This is a genomic window from Kangiella sp. TOML190 (genome assembly GCF_023706045.1).
Classification (GTDB): Bacteria; Pseudomonadota; Gammaproteobacteria; order Enterobacterales; family Kangiellaceae; genus Kangiella.
In genome coordinates, this window is the sequence record NZ_BQYL01000001.1 from 1157039 (window position 1) to 1183335 (window position 26297).

13 protein-coding genes, 7 tRNA genes and 3 rRNA genes are annotated in these 26297 nt (G+C 44.7%); 22 read left to right on the plus strand and 1 reads right to left on the minus strand.

The features are described from left to right. The first annotated feature begins 232 nt into the window (after window positions 1-232). The 10 genes from tyrS (at window position 233) to NFS34_RS05675 (ending at window position 14986) form a co-directional block, all read left to right on the plus strand. Window positions 233-1429 (plus strand): tyrosine--tRNA ligase, encoded by a 1197-nt coding sequence (tyrS, locus tag NFS34_RS05630; RefSeq protein WP_251358972.1) that lies wholly within the window; start codon window positions 233-235, stop codon window positions 1427-1429. A gap of 676 nt (window positions 1430-2105) precedes the next feature. Further along, a 16S ribosomal RNA gene (locus NFS34_RS05635) occupies window positions 2106-3640 on the plus strand. Between the two features lie 101 nt (window positions 3641-3741). After that, a tRNA-Ile gene (locus NFS34_RS05640) sits at window positions 3742-3818 on the plus strand. Between the two features lie 236 nt (window positions 3819-4054). Then, window positions 4055-4130, plus strand: a tRNA-Ala gene (locus NFS34_RS05645). 382 nt (window positions 4131-4512) lie between these two features. Then, window positions 4513-7513 (plus strand): 23S ribosomal RNA (locus tag NFS34_RS05650). 161 nt (window positions 7514-7674) lie between these two features. Then, window positions 7675-7790 (plus strand): 5S ribosomal RNA (gene rrf / locus NFS34_RS05655). The 16S, 23S and 5S rRNA genes sit together here with 2 tRNA genes alongside, the layout of an rRNA operon. Window positions 7791-7944: 154 nt before the next feature. Then, window positions 7945-11223, plus strand: a complete 3279-nt coding sequence (locus NFS34_RS05660; protein WP_251358973.1) for a thrombospondin type 3 repeat-containing protein — start codon at window positions 7945-7947, stop codon at window positions 11221-11223. A 101-nt stretch (window positions 11224-11324) separates the two neighbouring features. Next, on the plus strand, window positions 11325-11897 hold the full coding sequence (locus NFS34_RS05665; protein WP_251358974.1) for a hypothetical protein: 573 nt from the start codon (window positions 11325-11327) through the stop codon (window positions 11895-11897). Between the two features lie 138 nt (window positions 11898-12035). Then, entirely contained in the window at window positions 12036-13094 is a 1059-nt protein-coding gene (locus tag NFS34_RS05670; RefSeq protein ID WP_251358975.1) for a hypothetical protein, read from the plus strand. Further along, window positions 13082-14986, plus strand: coding sequence for a M14 family zinc carboxypeptidase (locus tag NFS34_RS05675; protein WP_251358976.1), 1905 nt, complete (start codon window positions 13082-13084; stop codon window positions 14984-14986). The genes NFS34_RS05670 and NFS34_RS05675 overlap by 13 nt, the downstream gene beginning before the upstream one ends. Before the next feature lie 299 nt (window positions 14987-15285). Here the strand turns inward: NFS34_RS05675 and NFS34_RS05680 are convergent, their stop codons facing one another. Then, window positions 15286-16569 (minus strand): amidohydrolase family protein, encoded by a 1284-nt coding sequence (locus NFS34_RS05680; protein WP_251358977.1) that lies wholly within the window; start codon window positions 16567-16569, stop codon window positions 15286-15288. A gap of 98 nt (window positions 16570-16667) precedes the next feature. Here NFS34_RS05680 and murB point away from each other — a divergent pair, with 98 nt between their 5' ends. The 12 genes from murB (at window position 16668) to nusG (ending at window position 26213) form a co-directional block, all read left to right on the plus strand. Continuing rightward, a complete protein-coding gene (murB, locus tag NFS34_RS05685) occupies window positions 16668-17717 on the plus strand; it encodes a UDP-N-acetylmuramate dehydrogenase (protein ID WP_285834448.1) in 1050 nt (349 codons plus the stop codon). Beyond that, window positions 17717-18694 carry a bifunctional biotin--[acetyl-CoA-carboxylase] ligase/biotin operon repressor BirA gene (gene birA / locus NFS34_RS05690; RefSeq protein ID WP_251358979.1) on the plus strand — a complete coding sequence of 326 codons (978 nt, stop codon included), beginning with the start codon at window positions 17717-17719 and terminating at the stop codon, window positions 18692-18694. The genes murB and birA overlap by 1 nt, the downstream gene beginning before the upstream one ends. A 34-nt stretch (window positions 18695-18728) precedes the next feature. After that, a complete protein-coding gene (locus NFS34_RS05695; RefSeq protein WP_251358980.1) occupies window positions 18729-19586 on the plus strand; it encodes a type III pantothenate kinase in 858 nt (285 codons plus the stop codon). Window positions 19587-19744: 158 nt separating this feature from the next. Further along, a tRNA-Thr gene (locus tag NFS34_RS05700) sits at window positions 19745-19820 on the plus strand. 134 nt (window positions 19821-19954) lie between these two features. Further along, a tRNA-Tyr gene (locus NFS34_RS05705) sits at window positions 19955-20038 on the plus strand. Between the two features lie 291 nt (window positions 20039-20329). Further along, window positions 20330-20403 (plus strand) — tRNA-Gly (locus NFS34_RS05710). A 206-nt stretch (window positions 20404-20609) separates the two neighbouring features. Continuing rightward, window positions 20610-20685: transfer RNA gene (locus tag NFS34_RS05715), tRNA-Thr, on the plus strand. A gap of 132 nt (window positions 20686-20817) precedes the next feature. Then, window positions 20818-22008, plus strand: a complete 1191-nt coding sequence (gene tuf / locus NFS34_RS05720) for an elongation factor Tu (RefSeq protein ID WP_251358981.1) — start codon at window positions 20818-20820, stop codon at window positions 22006-22008. 262 nt (window positions 22009-22270) lie between these two features. Further along, window positions 22271-24901, plus strand: a complete 2631-nt coding sequence (locus NFS34_RS05725) for a GEVED domain-containing protein (protein WP_251358982.1) — start codon at window positions 22271-22273, stop codon at window positions 24899-24901. Between the two features lie 227 nt (window positions 24902-25128). After that, window positions 25129-25204, plus strand: a tRNA-Trp gene (locus NFS34_RS05730). A gap of 62 nt (window positions 25205-25266) precedes the next feature. Continuing rightward, a complete protein-coding gene (gene secE / locus NFS34_RS05735) occupies window positions 25267-25635 on the plus strand; it encodes a preprotein translocase subunit SecE (protein WP_251358983.1) in 369 nt (122 codons plus the stop codon). Between the two features lie 44 nt (window positions 25636-25679). Continuing rightward, window positions 25680-26213 (plus strand): transcription termination/antitermination protein NusG, encoded by a 534-nt coding sequence (gene nusG, locus NFS34_RS05740; protein ID WP_251358984.1) that lies wholly within the window; start codon window positions 25680-25682, stop codon window positions 26211-26213. Window positions 26214-26297 lie beyond the last annotated feature (84 nt).

The following is a 26297-nucleotide window of genomic DNA, read 5'->3' on the forward strand; positions in this document are numbered from 1 at the left end:
AGCTATTTTGTTAAAAAATGTGAAAAACTAGCTATTTTATAGCGTTTCTTAGCACAAATTTCCAGCCTTAAACCCTATTATTTCGTTGCATCCTGCCTAAGATAGTGTATCTTTGCCAAAATAATGAAAATAACCTCAATTCTCTGTAAAAATATGGAGGATTGCGACAGATTTTGTCAATTAAAGAGAGTTTTAGAGGTTTCTTCGGTAAAAATCTATTTTGAGGATAAAAATGGCGGATTTTGAAAAAGCATTGGCTGAGATAAAGCGCGGTGCGGATGAAATTTTAGTGGAAGACGAGCTAGTTGAGCGCCTCAAAAGTGGCGAAACCATGCGCATTAAAGCCGGATTCGATCCGACCGCTCCTGATCTACACTTAGGCCATACAGTTCTGTTAAATAAAATGCGTCAGTTCCAACAATTAGGTCACGAGGTAGTGTTCTTAATTGGTGATTTTACGGGCTTGATTGGCGATCCTACCGGTAAAAACGTTACCCGTAAGCCGCTAACCAAAGAAGCCATCTTGGAAAACGCCGAAACCTATAAACAGCAGGTGTTTAAAATACTTGACCCTGAAAAAACGGTGATTGAGTTTAATTCGAAATGGATGGATGAGCTGGGTGCCGCTGGCATGATCAAGCTAACGTCCCTTTCGACGGTAGCAAGAATGTTGGAGCGTGATGATTTTAAAAAGCGTTACGCCAATGAGCAGCCGATTGCGATCCATGAATTTATCTATCCATTGGCGCAAGGTTACGACTCGGTGGCACTGGAGTCGGATGTGGAATTGGGTGGCACCGATCAGCGCTTTAACCTTTTAATGGGGCGTGAGTTGCAAAAGCATTACGGTCAAAAGCCGCAGGTGGTTTTGATGATGCCATTGTTAGAAGGCTTGGACGGGGTGCAAAAAATGTCGAAATCCCTCAATAACTATGTGGGAATCACCGAAGCGCCTGGCGTCATGTACCAAAAACTTTTGTCGATCCCAGATTCCTTAATGTGGCGTTATTTTGACTTATTATCCTTTAAGCCGCTTGAGGAGATCGAAAAGCTAAAAGCGGACGTGGACAACGGCGTTAATCCGCGGGATATTAAAATCTTGCTGGCCAAGGAAATTATCGAACGTTTTCATGATAAAGAGGCCGCGGAGAATGCCCATAAAGGTGCGGGTAATCTAATCGTCGAAGGTGAAGTTCCCGAAGGCACGCCAGAAGTGGAAGTTTCATTGGATGGCGCTGAGCAATTTCCGATTGGCGCCATTATTAATAGAGCGGGTCTTGCAGTAAATGGCGCCCAAGCCAAAGACATGCTGAAAAATGGTCGCGTGAAAGTGGATTGGCAAGTGGTAGAGCCATCCTTAATGCTGGGTGCGGGCAAATACCTGATCCAAGCGGGCAAAAAGAAAATTGCCTTTGTGACGTTGGTATAATTAAAGCCATAACCATAGGTTAAGCACTAAAAGGCCAGCTCACGCTGGCTTTTTTATTGCTGGTTTTCTAGCCAAACTGATGAATTTAAAGGCAATTTGTGGCTTTTCTAAACAGGTTGCCAATTAATTTTAAATTTATTGAAAATATGTGTTGATCTAATCCTTTTCCCTCCTATAATGCGCTCCACTTTCGAGGCAGATGTGAAAACTAATTGCCGCGAAAAGAGTCTAAGGAAAGGCGGATTGAAAACTCCTTAAAATTGTTTTCAAAAAGATGTTGACACGGAAATCGCGCTCTATATAATGCGCGTCCGCTTCGGCCAAAAAGCCCAAGCAAAAAGAGGGTTTTGACATAGTCAGCCGACCCTATGAAACGACTCCAAAAGTAGCGCTTTTCAAAGATGTGAACAAAGAGTCAAAAAAGTTTCATAAATGTGTTGACAGCTTTGGGGTGCAATGTATAATTCGCATCCTCTCGAGCGAAGCAGGTTCTTCGTCGGGATGTTCTTTAACAGTATATAAGACAATTTGTGTGGGCACTTACGTTGATGATGCATCGCATTATCAGTGAAGTGACCAACACCCTAAAATTAATTCGATAACGATTTATTTTTATATAAGTTGGTGATTCATTGAGCAAAAGATTAGAGACTATTTTCCAGTCTCGCAAAACTTTAAACTGAAGAGTTTGATCATGGCTCAGATTGAACGCTGGCGGTATGCTTAACACATGCAAGTCGAACGGTAACAGCAGAGCTTGCTCTGGCTGACGAGTGGCGGACGGGTGAGTAACACGTAGAAATCTACCGAGTAGTGGGGGATAGCCAGAAGAAATTCTGATTAATACCGCATGTGCACTACGGTGTAAAGGGGGCCTCTATTTATAAGCTCTCGCTATTTGATGAGTCTGCGTCAGATTAGCTAGATGGTGGGGTAATGGCCTACCATGGCGACGATCTGTAGCTGGTCTGAGAGGATGATCAGCCACACTGGGACTGAGACACGGCCCAGACTCCTACGGGAGGCAGCAGTGGGGAATATTGGACAATGGGGGCAACCCTGATCCAGCAATACCGCGTGTGTGAAGAAGGCCTTCGGGTTGTAAAGCACTTTCAATAGGGAGGAAAGGTTGCTAATTAATACTTAGTGGCTGTGACGTTACCTATAGAAGAAGCACCGGCTAACTCCGTGCCAGCAGCCGCGGTAATACGGAGGGTGCAAGCGTTAATCGGAATTACTGGGCGTAAAGCGCGCGTAGGCGGATAATTAAGTCAGATGTGAAAGCCCTGGGCTCAACCTGGGAACTGCATTTGATACTGGTTATCTAGAGTACAGTAGAGGGGGGTGGAATTCCAGGTGTAGCGGTGAAATGCGTAGAGATCTGGAGGAACATCAGTGGCGAAGGCGACCCCCTGGACTGATACTGACGCTGAGGTGCGAAAGCGTGGGTAGCGAACAGGATTAGATACCCTGGTAGTCCACGCCGTAAACGATGTCTATTAGCTGTTGGGCATATTAAAATGCTTAGTGGCGTAGCTAACGCGATAAATAGACCGCCTGGGGAGTACGGCCGCAAGGTTAAAACTCAAATGAATTGACGGGGGCCCGCACAAGCGGTGGAGCATGTGGTTTAATTCGATGCAACGCGAAGAACCTTACCAGGTCTTGACATCCAGAGAACTTTCCAGAGATGGATTGGTGCCTTCGGGAACTCTGAGACAGGTGCTGCATGGCTGTCGTCAGCTCGTGTCGTGAGATGTTGGGTTAAGTCCCGTAACGAGCGCAACCCTTGTCCTTAGTTGCTAACATTTAGTTGAGAACTCTAAGGAGACTGCCGGTGACAAACCGGAGGAAGGTGGGGACGACGTCAAGTCATCATGGCCCTTACGACCTGGGCTACACACGTGCTACAATGGGCAGTACAGAGGGTTGCCAACCCGCGAGGGGGAGCTAATCTCACAAAGCTGTTCGTAGTCCGGATTGTACTCTGCAACTCGAGTGCATGAAGTCGGAATCGCTAGTAATCGTGGATCAGAATGCCACGGTGAATACGTTCCCGGGCCTTGTACACACCGCCCGTCACACCATGGGAGTTGATTGCACCAGAAGTAGCTAGCTTAATATCGGGCGGTTACCACGGTGTGGTTGATGACTGGGGTGAAGTCGTAACAAGGTAGCCGTAGGGGAACCTGCGGCTGGATCACCTCCTTAACGACAACGATGCAACGTTTCGTAAGTGTTCACACAAATTGTCTTATAGAATGGAACAATCGGTTGTGCAGGCCATGTGTGTCTGTAACAAGACAGATAATAGGTCTGTAGCTCAGCTGGTTAGAGCGCACCCCTGATAAGGGTGAGGTCGGCAGTTCAAGTCTGCCCAGACCTACCAAATTTTGCGTAAAGCTTTGTTGGTTTCTTGGTCGTTTATTTTTAATAAACTTCCCGACGAAACCGTCGCGCTTTGACACAAAATTGAGTATCAATGCTTTTAACCGAAGCACATCTTACGAAGTAATTTTGTTGCTACTTGAGGCGCTTGAGTGTTGAGCGAAGGAGTTACCATCAGGGTAATGACTGAGTCGAAACGCAAGAGCAACGATAATGAGCGGCAAAAGGACGAGATAAGGGGCTATAGCTCAGCTGGGAGAGCGCCTGCCTTGCACGCAGGAGGTCAGCAGTTCGATCCTGCTTAGCTCCACCATTTTTGCGTTTAGCATTGTTAGTTACTTAGTCGTTTACTAGAGTAAACTTTCTGCGTAACTGCCGCGCTAAAGCACAAAAAACGACCATTGACCGATTGTTTAAGTATTTAGAGCAAAACCAGAAGGTTTTGCTCTGGGTATTTATACCAGAGCGAGTTCTTTAACAATTAGGTAGAAGCAAAGTAAATGAGTAACAAAAGAGTTTTAATAATTTTGTAAGCGAATTTGTATTCATCATGTTGGCGTTAGCGATTCGAAGTCGGAATTGTTAACACGTAATACGGTTATTTGAAGATACCGAAGTGGTGATTGCTGAGGTTGGCTAGGGCTATACAAAAGGCCTGGTTAAGCGAAGTGATCGAAAACTATTTGGGGTTATATAGTCAAGTGACTAAGAGCATGCGGTGGATGCCTTGGCGACAGAAGGCGATGAAGGACGTGGTAGTCTGCGATAAGCCCGGGGGAGTTGACAACAAACGTGATATCCCGGGATTTCCGAATGGGGAAACCCAGTGACTGTAAGGTCATTATCTTTATCTGAATACATAGGATAAAGAGGCGAACGCGGGGAACTGAAACATCTAAGTACCCGTAGGAACAGAAATCAAACGAGATTTCCTTAGTAGCGGCGAGCGAACGGGAATTAGCCCTTAAGCTTCTTATGCGTTAGTGGAATGGTCTGGAAAGTCCAGCGATACGAGGTGATAGCCCTGTACACGAAAGCGCGTTTTAAGTGAAAACGAGTAGGTCGGGACACGTGATATCTTGACTGAACATGGGGGGACCATCCTCCAAGGCTAAATACTCTCTGTCGACCGATAGTGAACCAGTACCGTGAGGGAAAGGCGAAAAGAACCCCAGTGAGGGGAGTGAAATAGAACCTGAAACCGCATGCTTACAAGCAGTGGGAGCTAGATTTTAGTCTAGTGACTGCGTACCTTTTGTATAATGGGTCAGCGACTTACTCTTCAGTAGCAAGGTTAACCGTTTAGGGGAGCCGTAGGGAAACCGAGTCTTAATAGGGCGTTTAGTTGCTGGAGGTAGACCCGAAACCCGGTGATCTATCCATGGTCAGGTTGAAGGTGAGGTAACACTTACTGGAGGACCGAACCCACTTATGTTGCAAAATGAGGGGATGAACTGTGGATTGGAGTGAAAGGCTAATCAAACCGGGAGATAGCTGGTTCTCCTCGAAATCTATTTAGGTAGAGCCTCGCGTCTTACCCTGGGGGGTAGAGCACTGTTTCGGCTAGGGGGTCATCCCGACTTACCAACCCGATGCAAACTCCGAATACCCAGGAGTACAATCGCGGGAGACACACGGCGGGTGCTAACGTCCGTCGTGGAAAGGGAAACAACCCAGACCGCCAGCTAAGGTCCCAAAGTGTATGTTAAGTGGGAAACGATGTGGGAAGGCTTAGACAGCTAGGAGGTTGGCTTAGAAGCAGCCACCCTTTAAAGAAAGCGTAATAGCTCACTAGTCGAGTCGGCCTGCGCGGAAGATGTAACGGGGCTAAACATACCACCGAAGCTGCGGATGCGATACTTCACTTAAGTTTATTTGCTGTAGAGCAGTGAGCACGTTTTTTGTGCGAACAAAGCGCCTCCGAACGTTGAGTCGGTGAGGTGTTCTAGAGTAAGTGAGTTTAAGGAAGTATCGCATGGTAGAGGAGCGTTCTGTAAGCCGTTGAAGGTGAGCCGGGAGGTTTGCTGGAGGTATCAGAAGTGCGAATGCTGACATGAGTAACGTTAATGCGGGTGAAAAACCCGCACGCCGGAAGACCAAGGGTTCCTGTTCGACGCTAATCGGAGCAGGGTGAGTCGACCCCTAAGGCGAGGCAGAGATGCGTAGTCGATGGGAAACGGGTTAATATTCCCGTACCGGTTATTATTGTGATGGAGAGACGGAGAAGGCTAAACCAGCGCGGCGACGGTTGTCCGCGTTTAAGGTAGTAGGCTGGGTGTTTAGGCAAATCCGGACACCTAAGGCTGAGAGCTGACGACGAAGTCCCACGGGACTGAAGTGGTTGATGCCCTGCTTCCAGGAAAATCTTCTAAACTTCAGATAATAACCGATCGTACCCCAAACCAACACTGGTGGTCAGGTAGAGAATACTAAGGCGCTTGAGAGAACTCGGGTGAAGGAACTAGGCAAAATGGCACCGTAACTTCGGGAGAAGGTGCGCCGCTGATGGTGATCGGACTTGCTCCGTAAGCTGTTGGCGGTCGAAGATACCAGGTGGCTGCGACTGTTTATCAAAAACACAGCACTCTGCAAACACGAAAGTGGACGTATAGGGTGTGACGCCTGCCCGGTGCCGGAAGGTTAATTGATGGGGTTAGACTTAGGTCGAAGCTCTTGATCGAAGCCCCGGTAAACGGCGGCCGTAACTATAACGGTCCTAAGGTAGCGAAATTCCTTGTCGGGTAAGTTCCGACCTGCACGAATGGCGTAACGACGGCCACACTGTCTCCACCCGAGACTCAGTGAAATTGAAATCGCAGTGAAGATGCTGTGTACCCGCGGCTAGACGGAAAGACCCCGTGAACCTTTACTACAGCTTCACACTGGACTTAGAGCCTGCATGTGTAGGATAGCTGGGAGACTGTGAAACGTGTACGCCAGTATGCGTGGAGTCAACCTTGAAATACCAGCCTTGTATGTTTTGAGTTCTAACTCAGGTCCGTTATCCGGATCGAGGACAGTGTGTGGTGGGTAGTTTGACTGGGGCGGTCTCCTCCCAAAGAGTAACGGAGGAGCACGAAGGTTGGCTAATCCTGGTCGGAAATCAGGAGGTTAGTGCAATGGCATAAGCCAGCTTAACTGCGAGACAGACACGTCGAGCAGGTACGAAAGTAGGTCATAGTGATCCGGTGGTTCTGTATGGAAGGGCCATCGCTCAACGGATAAAAGGTACTCCGGGGATAACAGGCTGATACTACCCAAGAGTTCATATCGACGGTAGTGTTTGGCACCTCGATGTCGGCTCATCTCATCCTGGGGCTGTAGCCGGTCCCAAGGGTATGGCTGTTCGCCATTTAAAGAGGTACGCGAGCTGGGTTCAGAACGTCGTGAGACAGTTCGGTCCCTATCTGCCGTGGGCGTTGGATATTTGAAGAGAGCTGCTCCTAGTACGAGAGGACCGGAGTGGACGAACCTCTGGTGTTCCGGTTGTCACGCCAGTGGCATTGCCGGGTAGCTATGTTCGGACAGGATAACCGCTGAAAGCATCTAAGCGGGAAGCCCCCTCTAAGATTAGATATCCCTAGGACTTTAAGTCCTCCTAAGAGCCGTTGTAGACTACGACGTTGATAGGCAAGGTGTGGAAGCGCTGTGAGGCGTTGAGCTAACTTGTACTAATTGCTCGCGAGGCTTGGCTATATAACACCCAAGTGGTTTTAGCCGACCATGGAAAGTGTGAGTCAAATAACCTTATTAACGATAACAATGTGATGAACATTGCTTACGAATGTGACTCAAGCTTGTTTACTAGCTTCTACTTGATTGGACTTGTTTCAAGTATAAATACTCAACGTTTTTTGCTTGGCGACCATAGAGAGTTGGAACCACCTGATCCCTTCCCGAACTCAGAAGTGAAACGACTCATCGCCGATGGTAGTGTGGGGCTTCCCCATGTGAGAGTAGGTCATCGCCAAGCGCTTATTTAAATAAAAAGGGCTCACCGAAAGGTGGGCCCTTTTTATTTACTATTGACTAATTGAGTCAGAGTATGAATTGAAAAGATTTCAGGTGGCTAATACAAGGGTATTCTTTTATAATCTGGGAAACAAAAGAATAAAAAAAGACGAAATATGCCTAAAATTCCTGTTCATATCTTTTTTCTGCTTCTGCTTACAAGCACTAATGTATTTGCTGATACATTTGAAGTTCTTAAAGATCATAATAATAGGGTTAAATCCAGCAACTCCAGCCTGGATTTCTATAAAGAAAATGATGCAATAATATTAAACGACAATATCTATAGCTTTGTTCAAATTGAATCTCTGCCTAATCAAAAAAGGGTGTTGTCAGTTATTGACATAGGGTCGGATAATAGCTCAGTTATTACTGAGTTGGCTGATTATCAGCAGCATGAGTATGTAGGGAGGTTGATACATAATGGCGAGTTGTTTGTTTTTACAAAAAATAAAGATGTTTCTTTTGATACGGATGTATGGAGGGTGGACGGTAATACGAATGTAGCTGAATTAAAGACTGTGATAAAATTTTCTGAAACCACAGTTCCAGGGAGAAGTTATTCAGTTTATTCGATTAACAATAATGAAATACTATTACATGTGAACAGGAGTGAATACATAACACTAAATACTAATACTTACACGATTGAATCCAATAATTTTGATCAAACTTTAAACCCCTCAGCTGATTATTATCCATATGAAAATAGTATATTTTATCCTTTGAATGATGAAGTGTGGAAGTTTAATTTAGCAACAAAGGCTTCAGAATTTTTCTCGTTAGCTTCCTTTGGAAGGTACCATACAGAATTCGAAGGGAGAGTATATTATTTCGCTTTAAAAAGTATGCAGGGTGATAACCCAGATATACAAATTTTTGATATTTATTCGAATAACGGCCAAGAAATTACGTTAGAGTATAAAAATTTCGCTACTAATAGTGCCAATAACCCCAAAATTAAACGCGTCAATGATAAGTTAATACTAATAAGTGATGACAACAAAATTATAAGTAAATCTATAGATGAAAGTGTGTTTGCGGAATTAGGCTTTGGTTTTGATATTTATTCAAAAGATGAGGTAGGGTTCGATTTTGTTGAAAGTAATAATAGTTACTATTTTCTTGCCGATATAAGCCCTACAGGGAATGGATTTAAGGAAGCAATCATCAATACCGATCTGGTATCTAGGTTTAATCAGCTGGTTGTTAATGAGGGCAATTTATCATGGAAATATATTTTCCATGATGAAGGGAAACTCAGCCTAATAGAGGCAAACCCTTTGCCAGAGTTTGGTGCGGTTTTGGATATTAAAAACTCTTGTTTTGAGATAAGGCCTGATGGCTCTTTAGCACTGCAAACTATATTAAATAATTTTGATTTTAAGTGGAAAGTCGCTGAACCATTAGGACAGTTTGTATTTGCTGATTCAGTAGAACATGGTATAGAACCGAGAAAAATATCCTGTGTTAATAAACAGCAAGCTTTAATCAGAGATTTTAATGGTAATTTGGATAACCAAGGTTCTCAGTTTGTTTATTTGGAAAACTCAACTAGAGTTATAGGGAAATATTTTAATTTTTTCACTGGGTCAAGTGATTTTTACTCAATTGACGGCTCTCACTTTGATTTATTGGATACATCAACGGTTCCGAATTATTTTGATACGCCTCCTCAACCATCCTTCATAGGACTTGATGATAAATACCTCTACTTGGATGTGCCAGAGGATGGCCAAATTTACCAAAGGTTAGCTTATGATCTTGTAAGTGGTGAGACTCATTTGGTTCATCGAAGTAGTGCAGGTGCTTTTGGAATTTCTAAAACGAGTAAATTTCATAGAGGAGAGCTCTTATCATTGTCTGTATCGCTCGATACTAATCCAAGCACCCTTTATGGATTTGCAATTGATAGGAATACTCAAATAAGTGTGCCTAATAAACTTAAACGATTCATAGCTCATGACGGTGATTTGCTCTTTTATGGGGCAGATACCGAGAGACAAACTCATGAATTCTTTTTGAAAGGTAATGATTCGAACAGCTTTGAATTTGAAATTCCTTGTAATCTTGATTGTTCGGAACCTTTAGTTACAAAAAATCAATCTGGTGTTCTCTTTGAGCTGGAAGGTAGTCAGGATAGTTCCAAATACTACTATTTTGATTTTATGCTTAAAGAAGAACCCACATTTATTAGTGAGAGTGTTCCAAGTGAATTTTCTATAGGCACAAAGTTAATTGCTGTGAGTGAGGGGGTAGCCTTGTTCATAAAGGAGGTCGACTTTAAGCAAGAGCTTTACAAATACAATTTTACTTCTCGGGAATTTACCAAGGTTTTATCCGGGTACGGTAATTATATTGCTGTTAAACCATTAGGTAATTATTTTATAGGCTTATCAGAGTTTCATAGTTTATATTTGTTTAATACAAATTTTGAGATTATTGATACTGCTGTTTTAGATACAGAGGCTTATAAGGACGTTACACATGACAATTATTTTGATTGTGATAATGGTGTTTGTTATATCAATTTGAAAAGAAAAGAGAGTTTTTTGTTTGAGCGTACAGACTTAATTAAAATTGATAAGTCGTTAAAATCATTAGAAGCTATTGTTGCCGATTCTAGAGTTGAAGAAACTATTTCGAAGCGTAATAACTACTTGATAATGAGAGCATCGACAAAAGCCTATTCAGAGGAAATGTACATTTTAACACGAGATATTAAAGATGTTGACGCTGATGGTATGGATGATAGTTATGAGATTTCAATTGATTTAGATCCGAGTAATCCTACAGACGGTAATTTAGATCTTGATAATGATGGTTTATCGAATTTAGAGGAATATTTACATAGAACTAGGCCGGATATGGCCGATTCAGATGCTGATGGTCTATCTGATAAGATAGAGTTGGATTTCGGTATGAATCCATTGGAATATGATTTGCATTTATTTGATAAAGATCAAGACGGCCTGTCACTTCGTGTAGAAAATGAAATTGGCACGAACGATAATAATCCTGACACGGATGACGATGGTGTGTTGGATATGGATGATCTTTTTCCGGTTGACGGAACTGAATCATCTGATAATGACTCTGATGGTATAGGTGATAACGCTGATACTGATGACGATAATGACGGAATGCCAGATGACTGGGAAGAGCAGTATGGTTTAGATCCTTTATCAGCCTCTGACAGAAATACCGATGCAGATAATGATGGTGAAACTAACTATGAGGAATACCAAGCAGGAACAGACCCAACTGTAGCGAATAATACTGGCGGGGGAGGTGGTACTACTCCTCCTCCGAGTGGTGGCGGAGGAGGTGGCTCAACATCACTTCTGCTTATACTAATGATGTTAGTTTTTGCGGGAAGACGCTATTATCGATAAATATATAAAGGTCTCATTTGAGGCCTTTTTTATGCCTATATGAAATCCATGCCAAAATAGTTTATTCTTCAACTGGTTAAAACAATTATTGGGGGTAAATTATGTCTGTGTCTTTGATGGATTTGTGGCTAGCAATTTTGTTAGCGGGTTTATTTTGCTGGATTGCCAGTGCGGTTATTCATATGGTGATCAAGTATCACAATGCGGATATGAAGAATTTGTCCAACGAGGATGAAGTCGCTTCAGCGATCGGTGCAGGTAAGCCCGCGCCAGGTTTGTATCATATGCCTTGGTGCGGTGATATGAAAAATATGGGCAAGCCTGAAGTTCAAGAAAAGTTTAATAAAGGCCCTGTCGCCGTTGTGACAGTTTTCCAGAATGGCTTGCCCCCCATGGGCAAGTTGTTAGTGCAGCAATTCTTATATTTTGTGTTTGCCTCGTTACTGGTAGCCTACGCAGCCTCGCTAGCTTATCCAGTGGGTACCGATTATATGACGATTTTTAGGCAAGTGTTCGTGCTTGCTTTTCTTGCTCACGGCGTTGGTACTATTCCTTATAGCATTTGGTACGGCCATCCTTGGTCGAATTGTGTGCGTTTTCTGATTGATGCAATAATTTATGCGGCAGTAACTGCAGGTACCTTTGCATGGTTATGGCCCAGTATGACTAATTAAAGCATTACTAAGTCATTGATATTGAATATATTAAGCCAGCTAAGCGCTGGCTTTTTTGTAACTATTTATGACAAAAGCGCCTCTAATTTATAGAGATCCGCTATATTGGATAGTTGAAGAGCTTCTACGGGGGTAGCTATGAAACGAGTATTGACGGGCTTAGCAGTGCTGCTGGCCTTACCATCTTTGGCCACACTGGCGGTTAATGCTGAAAAACCGCTTCTTATCTCTGACATTTCGTCGGAGAATTTATATTCTCAGCAGCAAATTGTTGCACAAATATCCATGGCGAAACGAGTTAGTCAAAATCAGCTGAGCAGTTTGCAGCAAGAATTTTTGATGTTGGAGCAAATTAAAAATCTTGATGCAAAAAATTTAAACTCGCAGGATTTAGAGGTACTAGCACAAGCATGTCGACATCAGCCTATGGCTTATAAGTTACATGACGAAGGACCTTTGACAGTAGCGATATTTGATGTGGCAAGTTTGGCAAAGGCTAAAGTGGAAACCTATAACATTCATCAGCAATATTTAGAAATTTCTGAACTAAAACAACAAAATCCGTCGATCTTTATGCAGCGGTTTTTAGTCTTGCAAGGTGCTATTGAAGAAAAAGCAAAACTGAAGATGGTACCGCAGCTATCTAAGGCCGAGGCAAGAGATGTTAGCGGTCAATTATTAGCAACCCGAAATGTGGCCGATCCTTTGCTGATTGCGGCGACTCATCAAGCACAAGATAAAGCTTTATATCAAGCGGTGCTATCCCAACTAGTCGATGCCAAAGCGCACTCCCTATTAAATTCGGCGTTACGGAATTTACCAGCTTTTGAACAAGAAGATTTATTAAAAACTGTGATCCAAGAAAACCCCTATTTAGCTTCACAAGCTTTAAGCGAATATGCCAAATTACCCGGCCAGTTAAGGCACAATGCACTCTTGTTGGAGACCTTGGGTGATGAAACACTAGGGGCAGCGGCGGCTTATGCTATCGGTAAAACTCAAGATGGCGAGCTACAGCAGCAATTGGTACAGCTAGTTACTGGAAAATCGGCTGCTCGCGCGCAAGTGGCCCATGCTTTGTTGGCTTTGCGAGTCGCGGATAGCGATTATGCCAAGAGGCAATTGCGGCAGTTCGTTGAGAACAATCAGATCCCCTTCGCAGATATGCAGCAGGAGGTGGCACGATGGGTAAAATAATCCAAAAAAGTTTATTGGCCTTGAGTACTGCTTTGTTACCCTTTGCTGCGAGTAGCGAGGTATTAACCTATACCGAAAGCACTAATTCCAATACTGAAATGGCGATAGGCTATCCGGTGCCAATTCCGGTGGACTCGATGATGGCAATTAACGGCTTTCGCAGTTACGATTCGTTAAAGGCTCATCATCAAGGCTTGGCACTATTACACCCTGAAATGAGCTCGATTAAAGTTGGGGATACCGCTAATGGCAGAGAAATTTTGGCTTACCAATTTGGTGATACCAACAATACCGACGCTGATGGTCTAACCGAGCCCGCGTTTTTGGTCAATGGCACCATTCATGCTCGCGAGTGGCAAAGTCCTGAGGTAGTGACCGAACTGATTGAGCAGCTGATGGAGCGTAAAGCGGATCAAGGCATGGTGCAGTATTTGCTGGAAAACACCAATATTGTCATTTTGCCGGTGCTCAATATAGATGGCTTTTTACAAACTCAGCGCAATCCGGTCAATGTCACCAACAGTCCGGGCACTAATGCTAATTCATCTGCTAATGATAAATTTGCTCAACCGCGGGATGGCAGGATGCGGCGTAAAAATATGCCGAATGTAGATGAGGTGTTAGCGACTGAGAATGATCGACTCAATGGCGTGGATCTCAATCGAAACTCCAAACATTTTTTCGGCGTGCAGCCGGGCAACTCGGATCCCTTGAGTTTACTCTATGGCGGTACCAATCCTTTTTCAGAGCCAGAAACACAAGCCCTGTTAGAAGCTGCTAAGCTTGCGCCTGAATCAAGATTACGTTTTTATCAGGATACTCACTCTTTTTCTCGAGTTCTGTTTGTACCTCAGCCGAACAATTCGCGCTTAAATGCAATCACGCAAAATATCGCGACTCGGTTTCAAAATACCACCATTAGCCAAGGTGCTAATTATTTTCCAGTGATCGATCAAGTTGGCTCTGGGATCGCAACCACCGCCGATTACTTTGCCTATGAATATTTTATTCCAACCTGGACACTTGAAATCGAGCCGCCGCAAGGTTTCCAAGGCGAGCCAAACGGCGGCGCTTTTTATGGTGGAACTGGCGCGAGCCATTCGGGTTTTATTGCACCCGATTCAGCCATAGCGCGAATACGTGATCAGCTAGCGCCGGCACAACTGTTAATGTTTTATCATCAAGCGGGCCCAGCTTACGTTAAGTCGGTGCGCATTGCTGATGAGAATGATCAACTGGTGTATGCGGCCGACTGGCAAACCAATGGCAACAGCCGGAGCTTGAGTGTGAGCACGGATCAGGTGTTATCGGGCGGACAGCAATATAGATTATGGGTGCAGTTTTCAAAGCCGATGCGCTGGCGCTCTGGTGGTAATATCGTTCAGTACCCTGGCCAATCAGTGACACTAGCCCCAACCATTAGCTTAACGGGAACGGCCAATGGATCGAGCTTTAATCGCGCTATTGCTACCAGTAATAATGATTGGCAAAACCAAGCTGGCGGAGAGTTGCAGGGCTTTGCGACGTATCTTGACGATGCCATTTTAGTCAACTTTACCGTGCCATCGAATGTGAATGTTTCCAGTGCAAGCGGCAATACCAATTTTGATTTGAATCTGAATGTGCAAGATTTTGCGGGACTGTCGCTTGATGCCAATCCTGCCAGCCCAGTTGATTGGGCGAATGGTGCTTGGACCGGTTATCAAAATACTAATGGCGCTAGTGGTGATATTGGTGGCACTGATGCCTCTTACAGCATTAAAGTGGCTAACAGTAGTTTAACTTTATCTAACTCCGCTAATGATAGTGGCTCTGGTGGCGGTGGCGGAGCCATCAGTTGGTGGTTGCTGTTGGCTTTGACTGGATTTAGATTAGCTCGCAAGAAAAACTAAGATAGCGCATAAAATAAAAAGGGCTCAACAGACAAGGCACTAACCCAAACTGGACTTTTCTGTCATTCCCGCGAAAGCGGGAATCCACCTGAAACTATCATACAAGCATTGGAATAGATTCCCGCTTTCGCGGGAATGACGTATTGAGTAAGTAAATATTCATTTAGAATGTAGTTGATTGAAAATTAAAAAAGCCCTTAAAATTAAGGGCCTTTATCTTTCTATAAGTTTAAGAAGTCCAGAACTGGTTAACCTCTTGCTCAACAGAGCCCTTTTTTTGGTTACTGGCTTAAGGTAACTTACTGCTTGATGATCTGCCCATCCTTCATCACAAAAGTGACATTTTGCAAGCTAGTGATATCTTCCAGCGGGTTGTTATCTACTGCAATAATATCGGCTAATTTACCCACTTCGAGACTACCCAGCTGATGGTCGATGTCTAAGATCTTGGCTGGCGTAAGGGTGGCACTTTGAATGGCCTCTAGTGCAGGCATACCCACTTCCACCATATATGCAAATTCCTTGCCGTTGTCGCCGTGAGCTGAAACACCGCTATCAGTCCCAAAGGCAATTTTGACCCCTGCTTGGTAGGCTTGCTCGAAAGTCTTTTGGATCTGAGGACCAACCGCCGCAGCTTTGGGGCGAACTATTTCTGGAAAGTATCCATCAATTTTCGATTTTTCGGCAACAAACTTACCGGCTAAGATGGTCGGCACATAGTAGGTGCCCATTTTTTTCATGGCCTGCATCACCTCTTTATCCATGTAGGTGCCATGCTCGATGGTGGTAATGCCGGCATTAACCGCGCGCAACATCCCCTCTTTGCCGTGTGCATGCGCAGCAACATGCATTCCATAATCTTGAGCAGTGTCAATCACGGCTTGAACTTCTTGCTTGGTGAATTGAGGGTTTTGGCCGCTTTTGGCCAAACTTAAAACACCGCCAGTGGCGGTGATTTTAATAAAATCAGCACCATCTTTATAGCGTTGGCGTACCGCTTTTTTAGCATCCTCAACACTATTGACGACTCCTTGCTTTGGCCCTGGATCGCCGACCAATTGGGCATTGTAGCCATTAGTCGGATCGGCGTGACCGCCCGTGGTGCCGATTGCTTTGCCAGCGGAAAATATTCGCGGACCTTGCACCCAACCTTGGTTAATGGCATTGCGCAACGAAATGGTGACATTATAGGAATCGCCCGGATTGCGCACCGTGGTAAAACCAGCGTTTAAAGTTCTCTGCGCATATTCATGAGCCCGATAGGCTAGATCCGCTGGATTTAGTATGAACTCTTCAATATAAGCCTTAGGGTTCATTTCACCATCAAGGTGAACGTGCATATCCATTAAACCTGGCAGACAAGTTTTGTCTTTAAGGCTGATTAGGTTGTCGGTTTTTTTAGGGGCGCTGGAGACAATGGCACCGATGGTATTATCCTGAATTTGCAACCATTGATCTTTGACTATTTTTCCGCTGTTCACATCCAATAGCTGACCGCAATGCAGCCATTGTTCTTTAGCGTTTATTGAGCTACTAAAGGCTAGCGCGAGGCTACTGAACGCTAAAAGGTATTTTTTATTCATTAAAATCTCCTAATGTTGGAGCTATATCAATAACGGATTTTGTACGATAATTCAAATCCTTAGCAAAAGCTATACTATTTCAAAAGCCTTTTGTTACAATGGCTTATCTTTCAAAAGAGCTAAACCTTGTGCAAAAAACCAGGTTAAAAAAACTGAATAGTTTCGGTATCGAGGCAAGCTGTGAGCAGCTAGTGAGTTTTCATTCGGAGGCCGAAATTAGTAGCTGGCTGGCGCTGAATAACAATCAAAGCGAACGTTTTTTCGTGCTTGGTGGCGGCAGTAATTTATTGCTGATTGGGCATGTGCCTTATATTTTGTTGCAGGCGAATATTCAAGGTGTTGAGTATCAAGAGCAGGGCGATGACGTATTGGTCAAAGCTGGCGCTGGTGTTAATTGGCATCAGCTGGTTATGCAAACTTTGGATAAAGGCTATTGCGGTCTGGAAAATTTATCCTTGATTCCGGGTAATGTAGGCGCGGCGCCAATCCAAAATATTGGTGCTTATGGGGTCGAACTTAAAGATTTGTTTGTGGAGCTGGAAGCGATTGAGTTAGCCACTGGCGACAAGCTGGTTTTTGCTCATCAAGAGTGCGATTTTGCTTATCGCCACAGTATTTTTAAAGGCGCCTTGAAAGGGCAGTATATTATTACTTCGGTGAGCTTGAAGTTATCGAAAATACCAAAGCTTAAACTGGATTATGGTCCTATTCGCAATGAGCTAAGCCATTTAAGCGATTCGGGAATTACTCCAAAGGCGGTGAGCGAGGCGGTGATCAAGATCCGCTCAAGCAAACTGCCCGATCCTGAAGAACTCGGTAATGCGGGTTCTTTTTTTAAAAACCCGATTGTCTCTGCCTCAAGCTATCAGCAACTCAAGCAGCAGTTCCCAGAGTTGGTGGCCTTTGAGATTGCCGATGGTCGTTATAAGTTGGCCGCTGGCTGGCTAATCGATCAGGCGGGTTTGAAAGGCTATCGACTGGGCGATGCGGGAGTGCATAAAAAGCAAGCTTTAGTGCTGGTAAATTACGGTGATGCTTCTGGAAAGGATATCTTGAGTCTGGCACGATTTGTGGCGAAAACTATCGATGAAAAATTTGGTGTGACGATTGAGCCTGAAGTCTGGATTTTAGGTGAGGCGAGTTGGTGATGCCAATCTCGCAAACGCCGCATAAAGAACAGCAGTTGCGCCAACTGATTGAATTGTTGGTGGATGGCGACTTCCACTCGGGGCAGACAATTGCGGATGAATTGGGAGTCAGCCGTGCTTACGTTTGGAAGCTTATCCAGCAGTTACAAGAATACGGTTTAGGTTTGGAGTCCGTCTCTGGCAAAGGCTATTGCTGGAATGATCCTTCGGCCTTGTTTGATAAAAATAGCTTAGATAGACAGTTAGCTGAATTATCCATCACCCAGGACTATTACCTTCTTACCGACTCGACAAATCAGCGACTCAAGCAAAGCTTTAAGGATCAGCATCTGGTGTTGGCAGAGTTTCAAACGTCAGGTCGGGGGCGTCGTGGGCGCAGTTGGCAATCGCCATTGGCGGCTAACCTTTACTTTTCCTATGGTTGGCGCTGTGAGCTGCCGGTGCAGCAACTCGGCGGTTTAAGTCTGGTGGTGGGGATTGCGATGGTCGAAGCTTTGCAAGCGTTAGGCTGGTCTGGACTAAAGTTAAAATGGCCCAATGATATTCGCCATCGGCATAAAAAGTTGGCGGGTATTTTGGTAGAACTAACGGGTGATGCGGCTGGCGGCTTGGAAGTGATTATTGGGGCTGGCCTGAATGTTAATATGTTGGCTGAGCAGTCTGCTATTTCTCAAGATTGGACAAGCTTAGCGCAGCTGCGCGGTGAGCTGGTAGCTAGAGAGTCGTTATTGTTAGCGATCATGCGACAATTGCAACAGCACTTAATGGATTTTGAGCAAAAAGGCTTTGCAGCTTTTATCGACAATTGGAATCAGTACGATGAAACCTTGGGTTCGCTGGTGGAGTTGAGCCAAGGCAAGCGCAGTATTGAAGGAATCGCTAGGGGCGTTGACGCTTTTGGTGCTTTATTATTGGAAGTTGATGGCAAGTTAGAGAGTCATTACGCGGGCGAAGTCAGCTTGAGGCTAAAGGTATGAGACTAAAACATGAGGCTAAAGGGTTAATCCAGCTATGAGTTATCTGTTGATGGATATGGGCAATAGCCGTTGCAAGGCTGTGCTTGCTAAGGCTGATCAGGAGCTGAATAAGCACTGGCTAGAGCGCTTTACTTGGGATAATCAGCAGTTTGATAAGGAGCACTGGCTGGGCAAGCTGCAGAGCCTCAAACTGCAAGCTTTGGAGCTTCAGGCCACCATTCAGAAAATTTATATTTCCAGCGTCGCTAATGAGCAAACTAAGCTGTTGATCAGTAGCTGGTGCCAAAGTATTTTTGAGTTAAAACCTGTTTTTGCCGACTCGCAAGCCAGTTATTCCTCCGGAGTGGATAGCGCGGCACAGCCTGCGGTGAACCGTCGCCAACTGGTGAATAGTTATGATAAGCCTACGGCTTTGGGAGTTGATCGCTGGTTAGCCATGGTGGGCGCTATTGAACGTAGCGATGGGGCCTTTGCCGTACTGGACGCAGGTACTGCGATTACTTTAGATCTGGTGGATAATAAGGGACAGCATTTAGGTGGGCATATAGTACCTGGAGCACGTTTGATGCAAAAAGCACTGTTTGGCGATACGGGGAAAATTGCCTATGGCGCGAGCCTAGACGCTAGCGACCCGACCCAAGAGCAATGGCTTGGCAATAACAGTTTACAAGCAGTAGAGCTTGGAACTTACCAAGCCGCTTTAGGCTATTTAAAGTCTTGTATAGAACGCTTGCAAAGCCACTATGGGATAGCTGAAATCTTTGTGTGCGGTGGTGACGGCGCCTTAATGATGGAACAAATTCTGCTACCGGCTAACTTTAATTGGCTACATTGCCCAGACTTGGTGCTCGAAGGACTCTTTTATCAACAAGTTTCATCGCAAAACGATTAAAATCGCGGCATTTGTCCAGCGGATTTCCAGTTTTTTGGGTGGATCGAGCGAAACCTGAAAAAATTGCGAAAAAAGCATTGCCAAACCAAAATGAGATCGCTAAAATTCCCGCCACTTAACGCAATGGCGCTTTTTCATCAAATGGCCATCGTCGTTATGCCGACTTAGCTCAGTAGGTAGAGCAACTGACTTGTAATCAGTAGGTCGCCAGTTCGATTCCGGCAGTCGGCACCATTATTCTTTAAAATGCTTAGGACGGCGTTTTATAAGATGCCAGCATATCCTTATTAGCATACAGATAGCTTGCATTTTTTTTCTCAAATTGGCATGATGCGCGCTCACTTGAGCGAGCACAATGTTCAAGTCCTGGAGGGGTTCCCGAGCGGCCAAAGGGATCAGACTGTAAATCTGACGCGAAAGCTTCGCTGGTTCGAATCCAGCCCCCTCCACCATATTATTATCCGGCTAAAGATGTTAATTGGCTGGGTGAGAACCAGCAGTAGCGGTTCGACAAAATTGCTAGGAGCAATTTTGAGCGCCCGAAGGGCGACCCGAGAGGGCGAAGGACGGGAGTCCTGAGTAATCCAGCCCCCTCCACCATATTATTGTCCGGCTAAAGATGTTAATTGGCTGGGTGAGAAGTCGCAATAGCGACTCGTTATTAGAGCTAAAATTTAGCTCAAAAAAGCTTAAAACCTGATTGGCAGTGGCCTTTCAGGTTTTTTGAATGAACAAAAGGATTTGCGGGTATAGTTCAATGGTAGAACGTCAGCCTTCCAAGCTGAATATGCGGGTTCGATTCCCGCTACCCGCTCCAGATTTAAATTAGTAGCTTCAAAAGTAAGATAATGAAGCTAGGTATTGCGAAAGTTTTTACTTCCGCAAGCCAAAGCCTAGCGAAAAGGCTTGATGCGCGGCGAAAATTGATTTAAAAGCGCAGTTTAGATTGTCTAAATGAGCACTTTTAATCAATTTTTAACAAAGCAGTAAGTCTTTGTAACAGGCTGAATTTAATAAATTTTTGCCGATATAGCTCAGTAGGTAGAGCACACCCTTGGTAAGGGTGAGGTCAGCAGTTCAAATCTGCTTATCGGCACCAGTTTTAATACGCGGCATGGGCGGCGAATTAAATTAAGGGTGCAGGGCGTCAGTTCACTTTCCGTATCGAATGACCCCGGTCGACACCCGTTTTAACGAGAAACTTAAAACGCGGATAATCCGGAGGCTTAAGATGGCTAAAGAAAAATTTGAACGAAATAAACCGCACGTTAATGTTGGTACGATTGGCCACGTTGACCACGGTAAAACGACTTTGACGGCAGCGATATGTACGGTATTGTCAAAGGTATACGGCGGTGACGCCCGTGCTTTTGACGAGATTGACAATGCTCCAGAAGAGAAAGAGCGTGGTATCACGATTTCGACGTCACACGTTGAGTACGAAACTCCTAATCGTCACTATGCGCACGTAGACTGCCCAGGTCACGCGGATTACGTTAAGAACATGATTACTGGTGCTGCTCAGATGGACGGCGCGATTTTAGTATGTTCAGCTGCGGACGGCCCGATGCCACAAACCCGTGAGCACATCTTGTTGTCACGTCAGGTTGGTGTACCTCGCATCATTGTTTTCTTGAACAAGTGCGACATGGTTGACGACGAAGAGTTGTTAGAGTTGGTTGAAATGGAAATCGTTGAGCTTCTTGACCAATACGAATTCCCAGGTGACGAAACGCCCATCATCCGTGGTTCAGCGTTGAAAGCGCTTGAAGGCGACGAAGGCGACATCGGCGAGAAAGCGATTATCGCTTTAGGCGAAGCTTTGGATACTTACATTCCGGAGCCAGAGCGTGTAACAGACAAGCCATTCTTGTTGCCGATTGAAGACGTATTCTCCATCTCAGGTCGTGGTACGGTAGTAACCGGCCGTGTTGAGACGGGTATCGTTAAAGTAGGCGAAGAGATTGAAATCGTTGGTATCAAAGACACGACTAAGACTACGGTTACCGGCGTTGAGATGTTCCGTAAGCTTCTAGACCAAGGTGAAGCTGGCGATAACGTGGGTGTATTGTTACGTGGTACTAAGCGTGACGAAGTAGAGCGTGGTCAAGTATTGGCGCACGTAGGTACTATTACGCCGCACACTAAGTTCGAGTCAGAAGTGTACGTATTGTCTAAAGATGAAGGTGGTCGTCATACGCCATTCTTCAAAGGCTACCGTCCACAGTTCTACTTCCGTACCACTGACGTGACTGGTGCTGTTGAGTTACCAGAAGGCGTCGAGATGGTCATGCCTGGCGATAACATCAAGATGGTGGTTGAGTTAATCGCACCAATCGCGATGGACGAAGGCTTACGTTTTGCTATCCGTGAAGGTGGCCGTACGGTAGGCGCTGGTGTTGTTGCTAAAATCTTTGAGTAAGGTTTAGGCTAACGCTAGAACTTCGGTTCAGAATGAGAAACCCTGCTTCGGCAGGGTTTTTTTATGCTGAAATGTAAAAAAATGTGATATATGTCACAAAATATTGCATCTTAATAATTGCTAGAGTAAATTAACAGTTGCGATCTGCAATTAGACTATTTACTTTTTTCAAATAAATATTGAAAGGTGAACTTTGGGTAAAATATTAAGACATAATTGGCAGCTGAATAGTCGACAAGTTAGGAAACTAACTATTAGTAATGTGTTTTTTTTCTTTTTACTAGCGTTTGGCTTACCTGGGATAGGCTTTGCCGCAGACCATGACAGTGATGGAGTTGCTGATCATTTGGATCTTGATGATGACAATGATGGTATTTTGGATACTGCTGAATGTACTGAAACTCTACGTCTAGATTTTGCCCAAATTGATGGCTTAAGTGCGATCCCTGCTGTCCCAGCTTCACAAAGTTTAACAATAACGGGTGCTTATACCAATGTTGTCGCGGATATAACGCTAGAGGCGGATATAGGGAGTGTTACAGCTTACGCGACACAGGGAGCTTTTAGAGACCGGAATACTGACGGTGACCCAAGTGGTGTTGTGCTTTTACCTAATGGAATTACTAGTGCAAGTCAAGGTGCTCGTTTGTTAGTTAACTTTAATCAACCTGTTTATGACGTTTCTTTTGTTTATACGGATACTGATTCAGGGAATGGTGCTAGTAATGAAACTACACTATATGAAGGTTCTTTATCCGGAAATGTAGTTACTCTAACTCCCAGCAATGTCACTACTATTGCTGGTCCCAGACCTAATCAGTCGGATAATTTATTTGTCGGTTCGCCACCAACGTCTAACCAAAATGTAATTCGAATTACCTATACCGATCCTATTGACAGACTTTTCGTCGAAAGCTCGATAGATAGAAACTCTCTGAATAGAGCAAATGCGCAACGAATATTTGATATTACCTTTACCGTAGGCTGCGATAACGATAGTGATGGCCAACCCGATTATCTGGATATTGATTCTGATAATGATGGTATTCCCGATAATATTGAGGCTCAAAGCACAGACAACTACCTTTACCCGAGTGGCACGGTTAATGCACAAGGTTTATGGAATAACTATGGTTCAGGTCTAGTCCCGGTGAATAGCGATGGGACTGACGATGTCGATTATCTAGACGAGGATTCTGATAATGATGGTCTGCCAGACTTACTTGAAAATGGTTTTCAACCGAACACATCGGTAACAGCGGATAATGATGGCGATGGTTTGCTAGACGCTTTTGATGCAGTATCTGGAGGTAGTAATTTAGGAAGTGCATCGAATGTAGTTGATGGTATGAATGCGGCAAATTTTGTTGGCGAGTGGGATGACTCGGATGGCGATGTTCCTAATGTTAATGGTGATGGGGCTGTGCCGCTGAATGCGGATGTGGATTTCAGGGATAGTCGGGACGATACGCCTTACGACTTTGGTGATGCTCCCGCGAGTTATGGTGATGCTCAGCATGCGACTTTAGTCACTAATCTGTATATGGGTAGCGTGGTTCCTGACTCTGAGGCGAGCAGTCAAAACTCAACAAACGCGGATGGTGATGATGCTAATGGCGTTGATGATGAAGACGGGGTTCGTTCACCTGCAGCTTTTGTAACCGGTTATGACTTTCAAGTAGGTGTTGAAGTCGAAGGTAGCGGTTTTATTTACGCGTGGGTCGATTGGGATGGTAATGGTAGTTTTAGCGCTACGGAAGTCATCGTTGACGGCAGTTCGGTGAATACAGGGTTGTTTAACATTACTGGCACGACTCCTGCTTCTGCAGCAGTAGGCAGTAGTTATTTGCGGGTACGTGTTTGTAGTAGCTCGACAGAATGTTCCAGCGCAACGGGGGTTGCAACTGATGGCGAGGTTGAGGACCAATTAGTGGTTATTGGTGAAGTTTTCAGTCCCAGCTTTTCTTGCGTTAGCCCACAAACTTTAGATTGGACGACCAGTGCTTGGCCGCCGGAGAGTTTAAGCAATAGCTATACGGTAGGCTCTACTGATTTGGATTTTAGAGTAACTGATAGCTCAAATTCCTTGATTAATAACTTACCCGTCAATTTTGCCTTCTATCAGGGAGATTTGAATAGTGTTGAAGCGTCGCTATTGCTTGCGTCGAACTTACAGGTGATTCGTGATACTAATGAAGTGGTGATTGACTTTGATGTGGGCTACCCAACAGCTGGAGTTGCTGAATTATTTTTTAAGCTGTTTGACATTGACGGTGAGATTGGAGATTTTGCTCGTCGTGAGCAGTATCAAATTAGCGGTAGCTTAAACGGGGTTGTTGTATCGCCGAGCATCAATGTTGCGGGTAGTCAGCTAGTTTCCGGGAACACTGTGTTGGGTATTCTCCCTAGCGCTCCTACTGGGCCAAATTCAGCATCGGGAACCGTTTATGTGCAGTTCCCATCACCAGTAGACAAGGTTCAGTTGCGTTTTTCTATGGCCGATGTGAGTAACTTTTCCAGTAGCGAACCGGGCTTTGGTTTGTATGATATTCGTTTCTGTCCATTGTCAGCGCAATCAGATATAGAGGTTAGTAAGTCTGATAGTTTGACGACTTATACTCCTGGCGGTAGCGGCAGCTATACTTTAGTCGTAACTAATAATGGGCCGCATGCGGCGTTGGGTGTTAGCATTGCTGATAGCTTACCTGCCGGAGTTACTTTATCTGGTGCTTGGAGCTGTAGTGCAACTGCGGGCTCTAGTTGCTCAGCGAGCTCTGGCGGCAGTGCGGGCGATAGCAGTTTAAGTTTAACTGCGGATATTATTAATGCAGGTATTATCACGATAACAGTACCGGTGTCTTATTCATCGACTGCTGATGACTACTCACCATGAAGAACAGAGAATGCTGCCAGCAGTTTGTATGGATAAGAACTGTCAGCCTTAAGGGCTGTGAAGGCTGATAAAGCAGCTTAAATCTAGGGATCACCACTAATCTTGGGTTGGTGGGCGTCCTCAGGGTAAATTTATTCCAAATTACAATTGCAATTCACCAAAGGCAGGGTATAATTCCCTGCCTTATTTTTGCAATCCACTGTATTGCAAAGTGATTTGGGAGTTTTAGGCCACTAGTTCAATTGGTAGAGCGTCGGTCTCCAAAACCGAAAGTTGGGGGTTCGAGTCCCTCGTGGCCTGCCATTTTTTTATAAAATGTGATAACAAAAATATTGGCAACTAGTTGATATTTATAGGTTTAATGAATGAGCGCACAAGCAACTGAAACACAATCAAAATTCGACAGCTTTAAATGGCTAATTGCCATCGCGGTTTTAGTCGGCGGTATTGTTGCCTTTAATATTTATAGCGAGCAAGCCTTGTGGATCCGCGTTGCTGCGGTACTGGGTGCCTTGATCGCGGCTTTCGCTGTGGTTATGACTACCGCAAGTGGTAAAGCACTGTGGCAGTTTGCCAAAGAATCGCGCATTGAATTGCGTAAGGTCATTTGGCCAGGTCGTAGTGAAACCGTTCGTACGACCATTGGCGTTTTGATCATGGTAATAATTTTGGGCTTGTTCCTGTGGGGCTTTGACTCATTAGTGGTTTGGGTATTAAACCCAATCATTGGATAATCGAAAGTTAGCTATCCGTCGCGGATTTTAGTTAGGAGCTAAAAATGGCATTACGTTGGTATGTAGTACAAGCCTTTTCAGGCTACGAAAACAAGGTTAAAACCATGTTGGAAGAGCGTATCCAACTGGCTGGCCTAGAAGAGTTTTTCGGCGAAGTGCTGGTTCCAACTGAAGAAGTGGTGGAAATGCGTGCTGGGCAAAAACGTCGTAGCGAGCGCAAATTCTTTCCAGGCTACGTTTTAGTAAGCATGGAAATGAACGAAGAAACTTGGCAAGTGGTGCGTAATACACCGCGCGTTATGGGCTTTATTGGCGGCACTTCGGATCGTCCGGCGCCAATCTCGCAACGTGAAGCGGATACTATCTTGAATCGTATTGAAGATAGCGGCGATAAGCCGAAGCCGAAAACTTTGTTCGAGCCAGGTGAAATGGTTCGTGTTATTGATGGCCCATTTGCAGATTTTAATGGCGTGGTAGAGACCGTAAACTACGAAAAGAGCCGTTTACAAGTGTCAGTCTCTATCTTTGGCCGCTCAACTCCGGTAGAATTGGAGTTTAGCCAAGTAGAAAAGGGCTAAAAAAGGCTAATTTCTCGTCAAGCGAGCGCTAGCTGGTTTAGAAAATTAGAATAACAGCATTTCTCTGTAAAACGATAGTTTAAA

Coding starts and splice junctions, on each gene's coding strand:
- NFS34_RS05680 (WP_251358977.1), bottom strand. CDS start 16,569: ATGAATAAAAAATACCTTTTAGCGTTCAGTAGCCTCGCGCTAGCCTTT.
- NFS34_RS05660 (WP_251358973.1), top strand. CDS start 7,945: ATGCCTAAAATTCCTGTTCATATCTTTTTTCTGCTTCTGCTTACAAGC.
- NFS34_RS05675 (WP_251358976.1), top strand. CDS start 13,082: ATGGGTAAAATAATCCAAAAAAGTTTATTGGCCTTGAGTACTGCTTTG.
- nusG (WP_251358984.1), top strand. CDS start 25,680: ATGGCATTACGTTGGTATGTAGTACAAGCCTTTTCAGGCTACGAAAAC.
- birA (WP_251358979.1), top strand. CDS start 17,717: ATGCCAATCTCGCAAACGCCGCATAAAGAACAGCAGTTGCGCCAACTG.
- tyrS (WP_251358972.1), top strand. CDS start 233: ATGGCGGATTTTGAAAAAGCATTGGCTGAGATAAAGCGCGGTGCGGAT.
- murB (WP_285834448.1), top strand. CDS start 16,668: ATGGCTTATCTTTCAAAAGAGCTAAACCTTGTGCAAAAAACCAGGTTA.
- NFS34_RS05695 (WP_251358980.1), top strand. CDS start 18,729: ATGAGTTATCTGTTGATGGATATGGGCAATAGCCGTTGCAAGGCTGTG.
- NFS34_RS05670 (WP_251358975.1), top strand. CDS start 12,036: ATGAAACGAGTATTGACGGGCTTAGCAGTGCTGCTGGCCTTACCATCT.
- tuf (WP_251358981.1), top strand. CDS start 20,818: ATGGCTAAAGAAAAATTTGAACGAAATAAACCGCACGTTAATGTTGGT.
- NFS34_RS05665 (WP_251358974.1), top strand. CDS start 11,325: ATGTCTGTGTCTTTGATGGATTTGTGGCTAGCAATTTTGTTAGCGGGT.
- secE (WP_251358983.1), top strand. CDS start 25,267: ATGAGCGCACAAGCAACTGAAACACAATCAAAATTCGACAGCTTTAAA.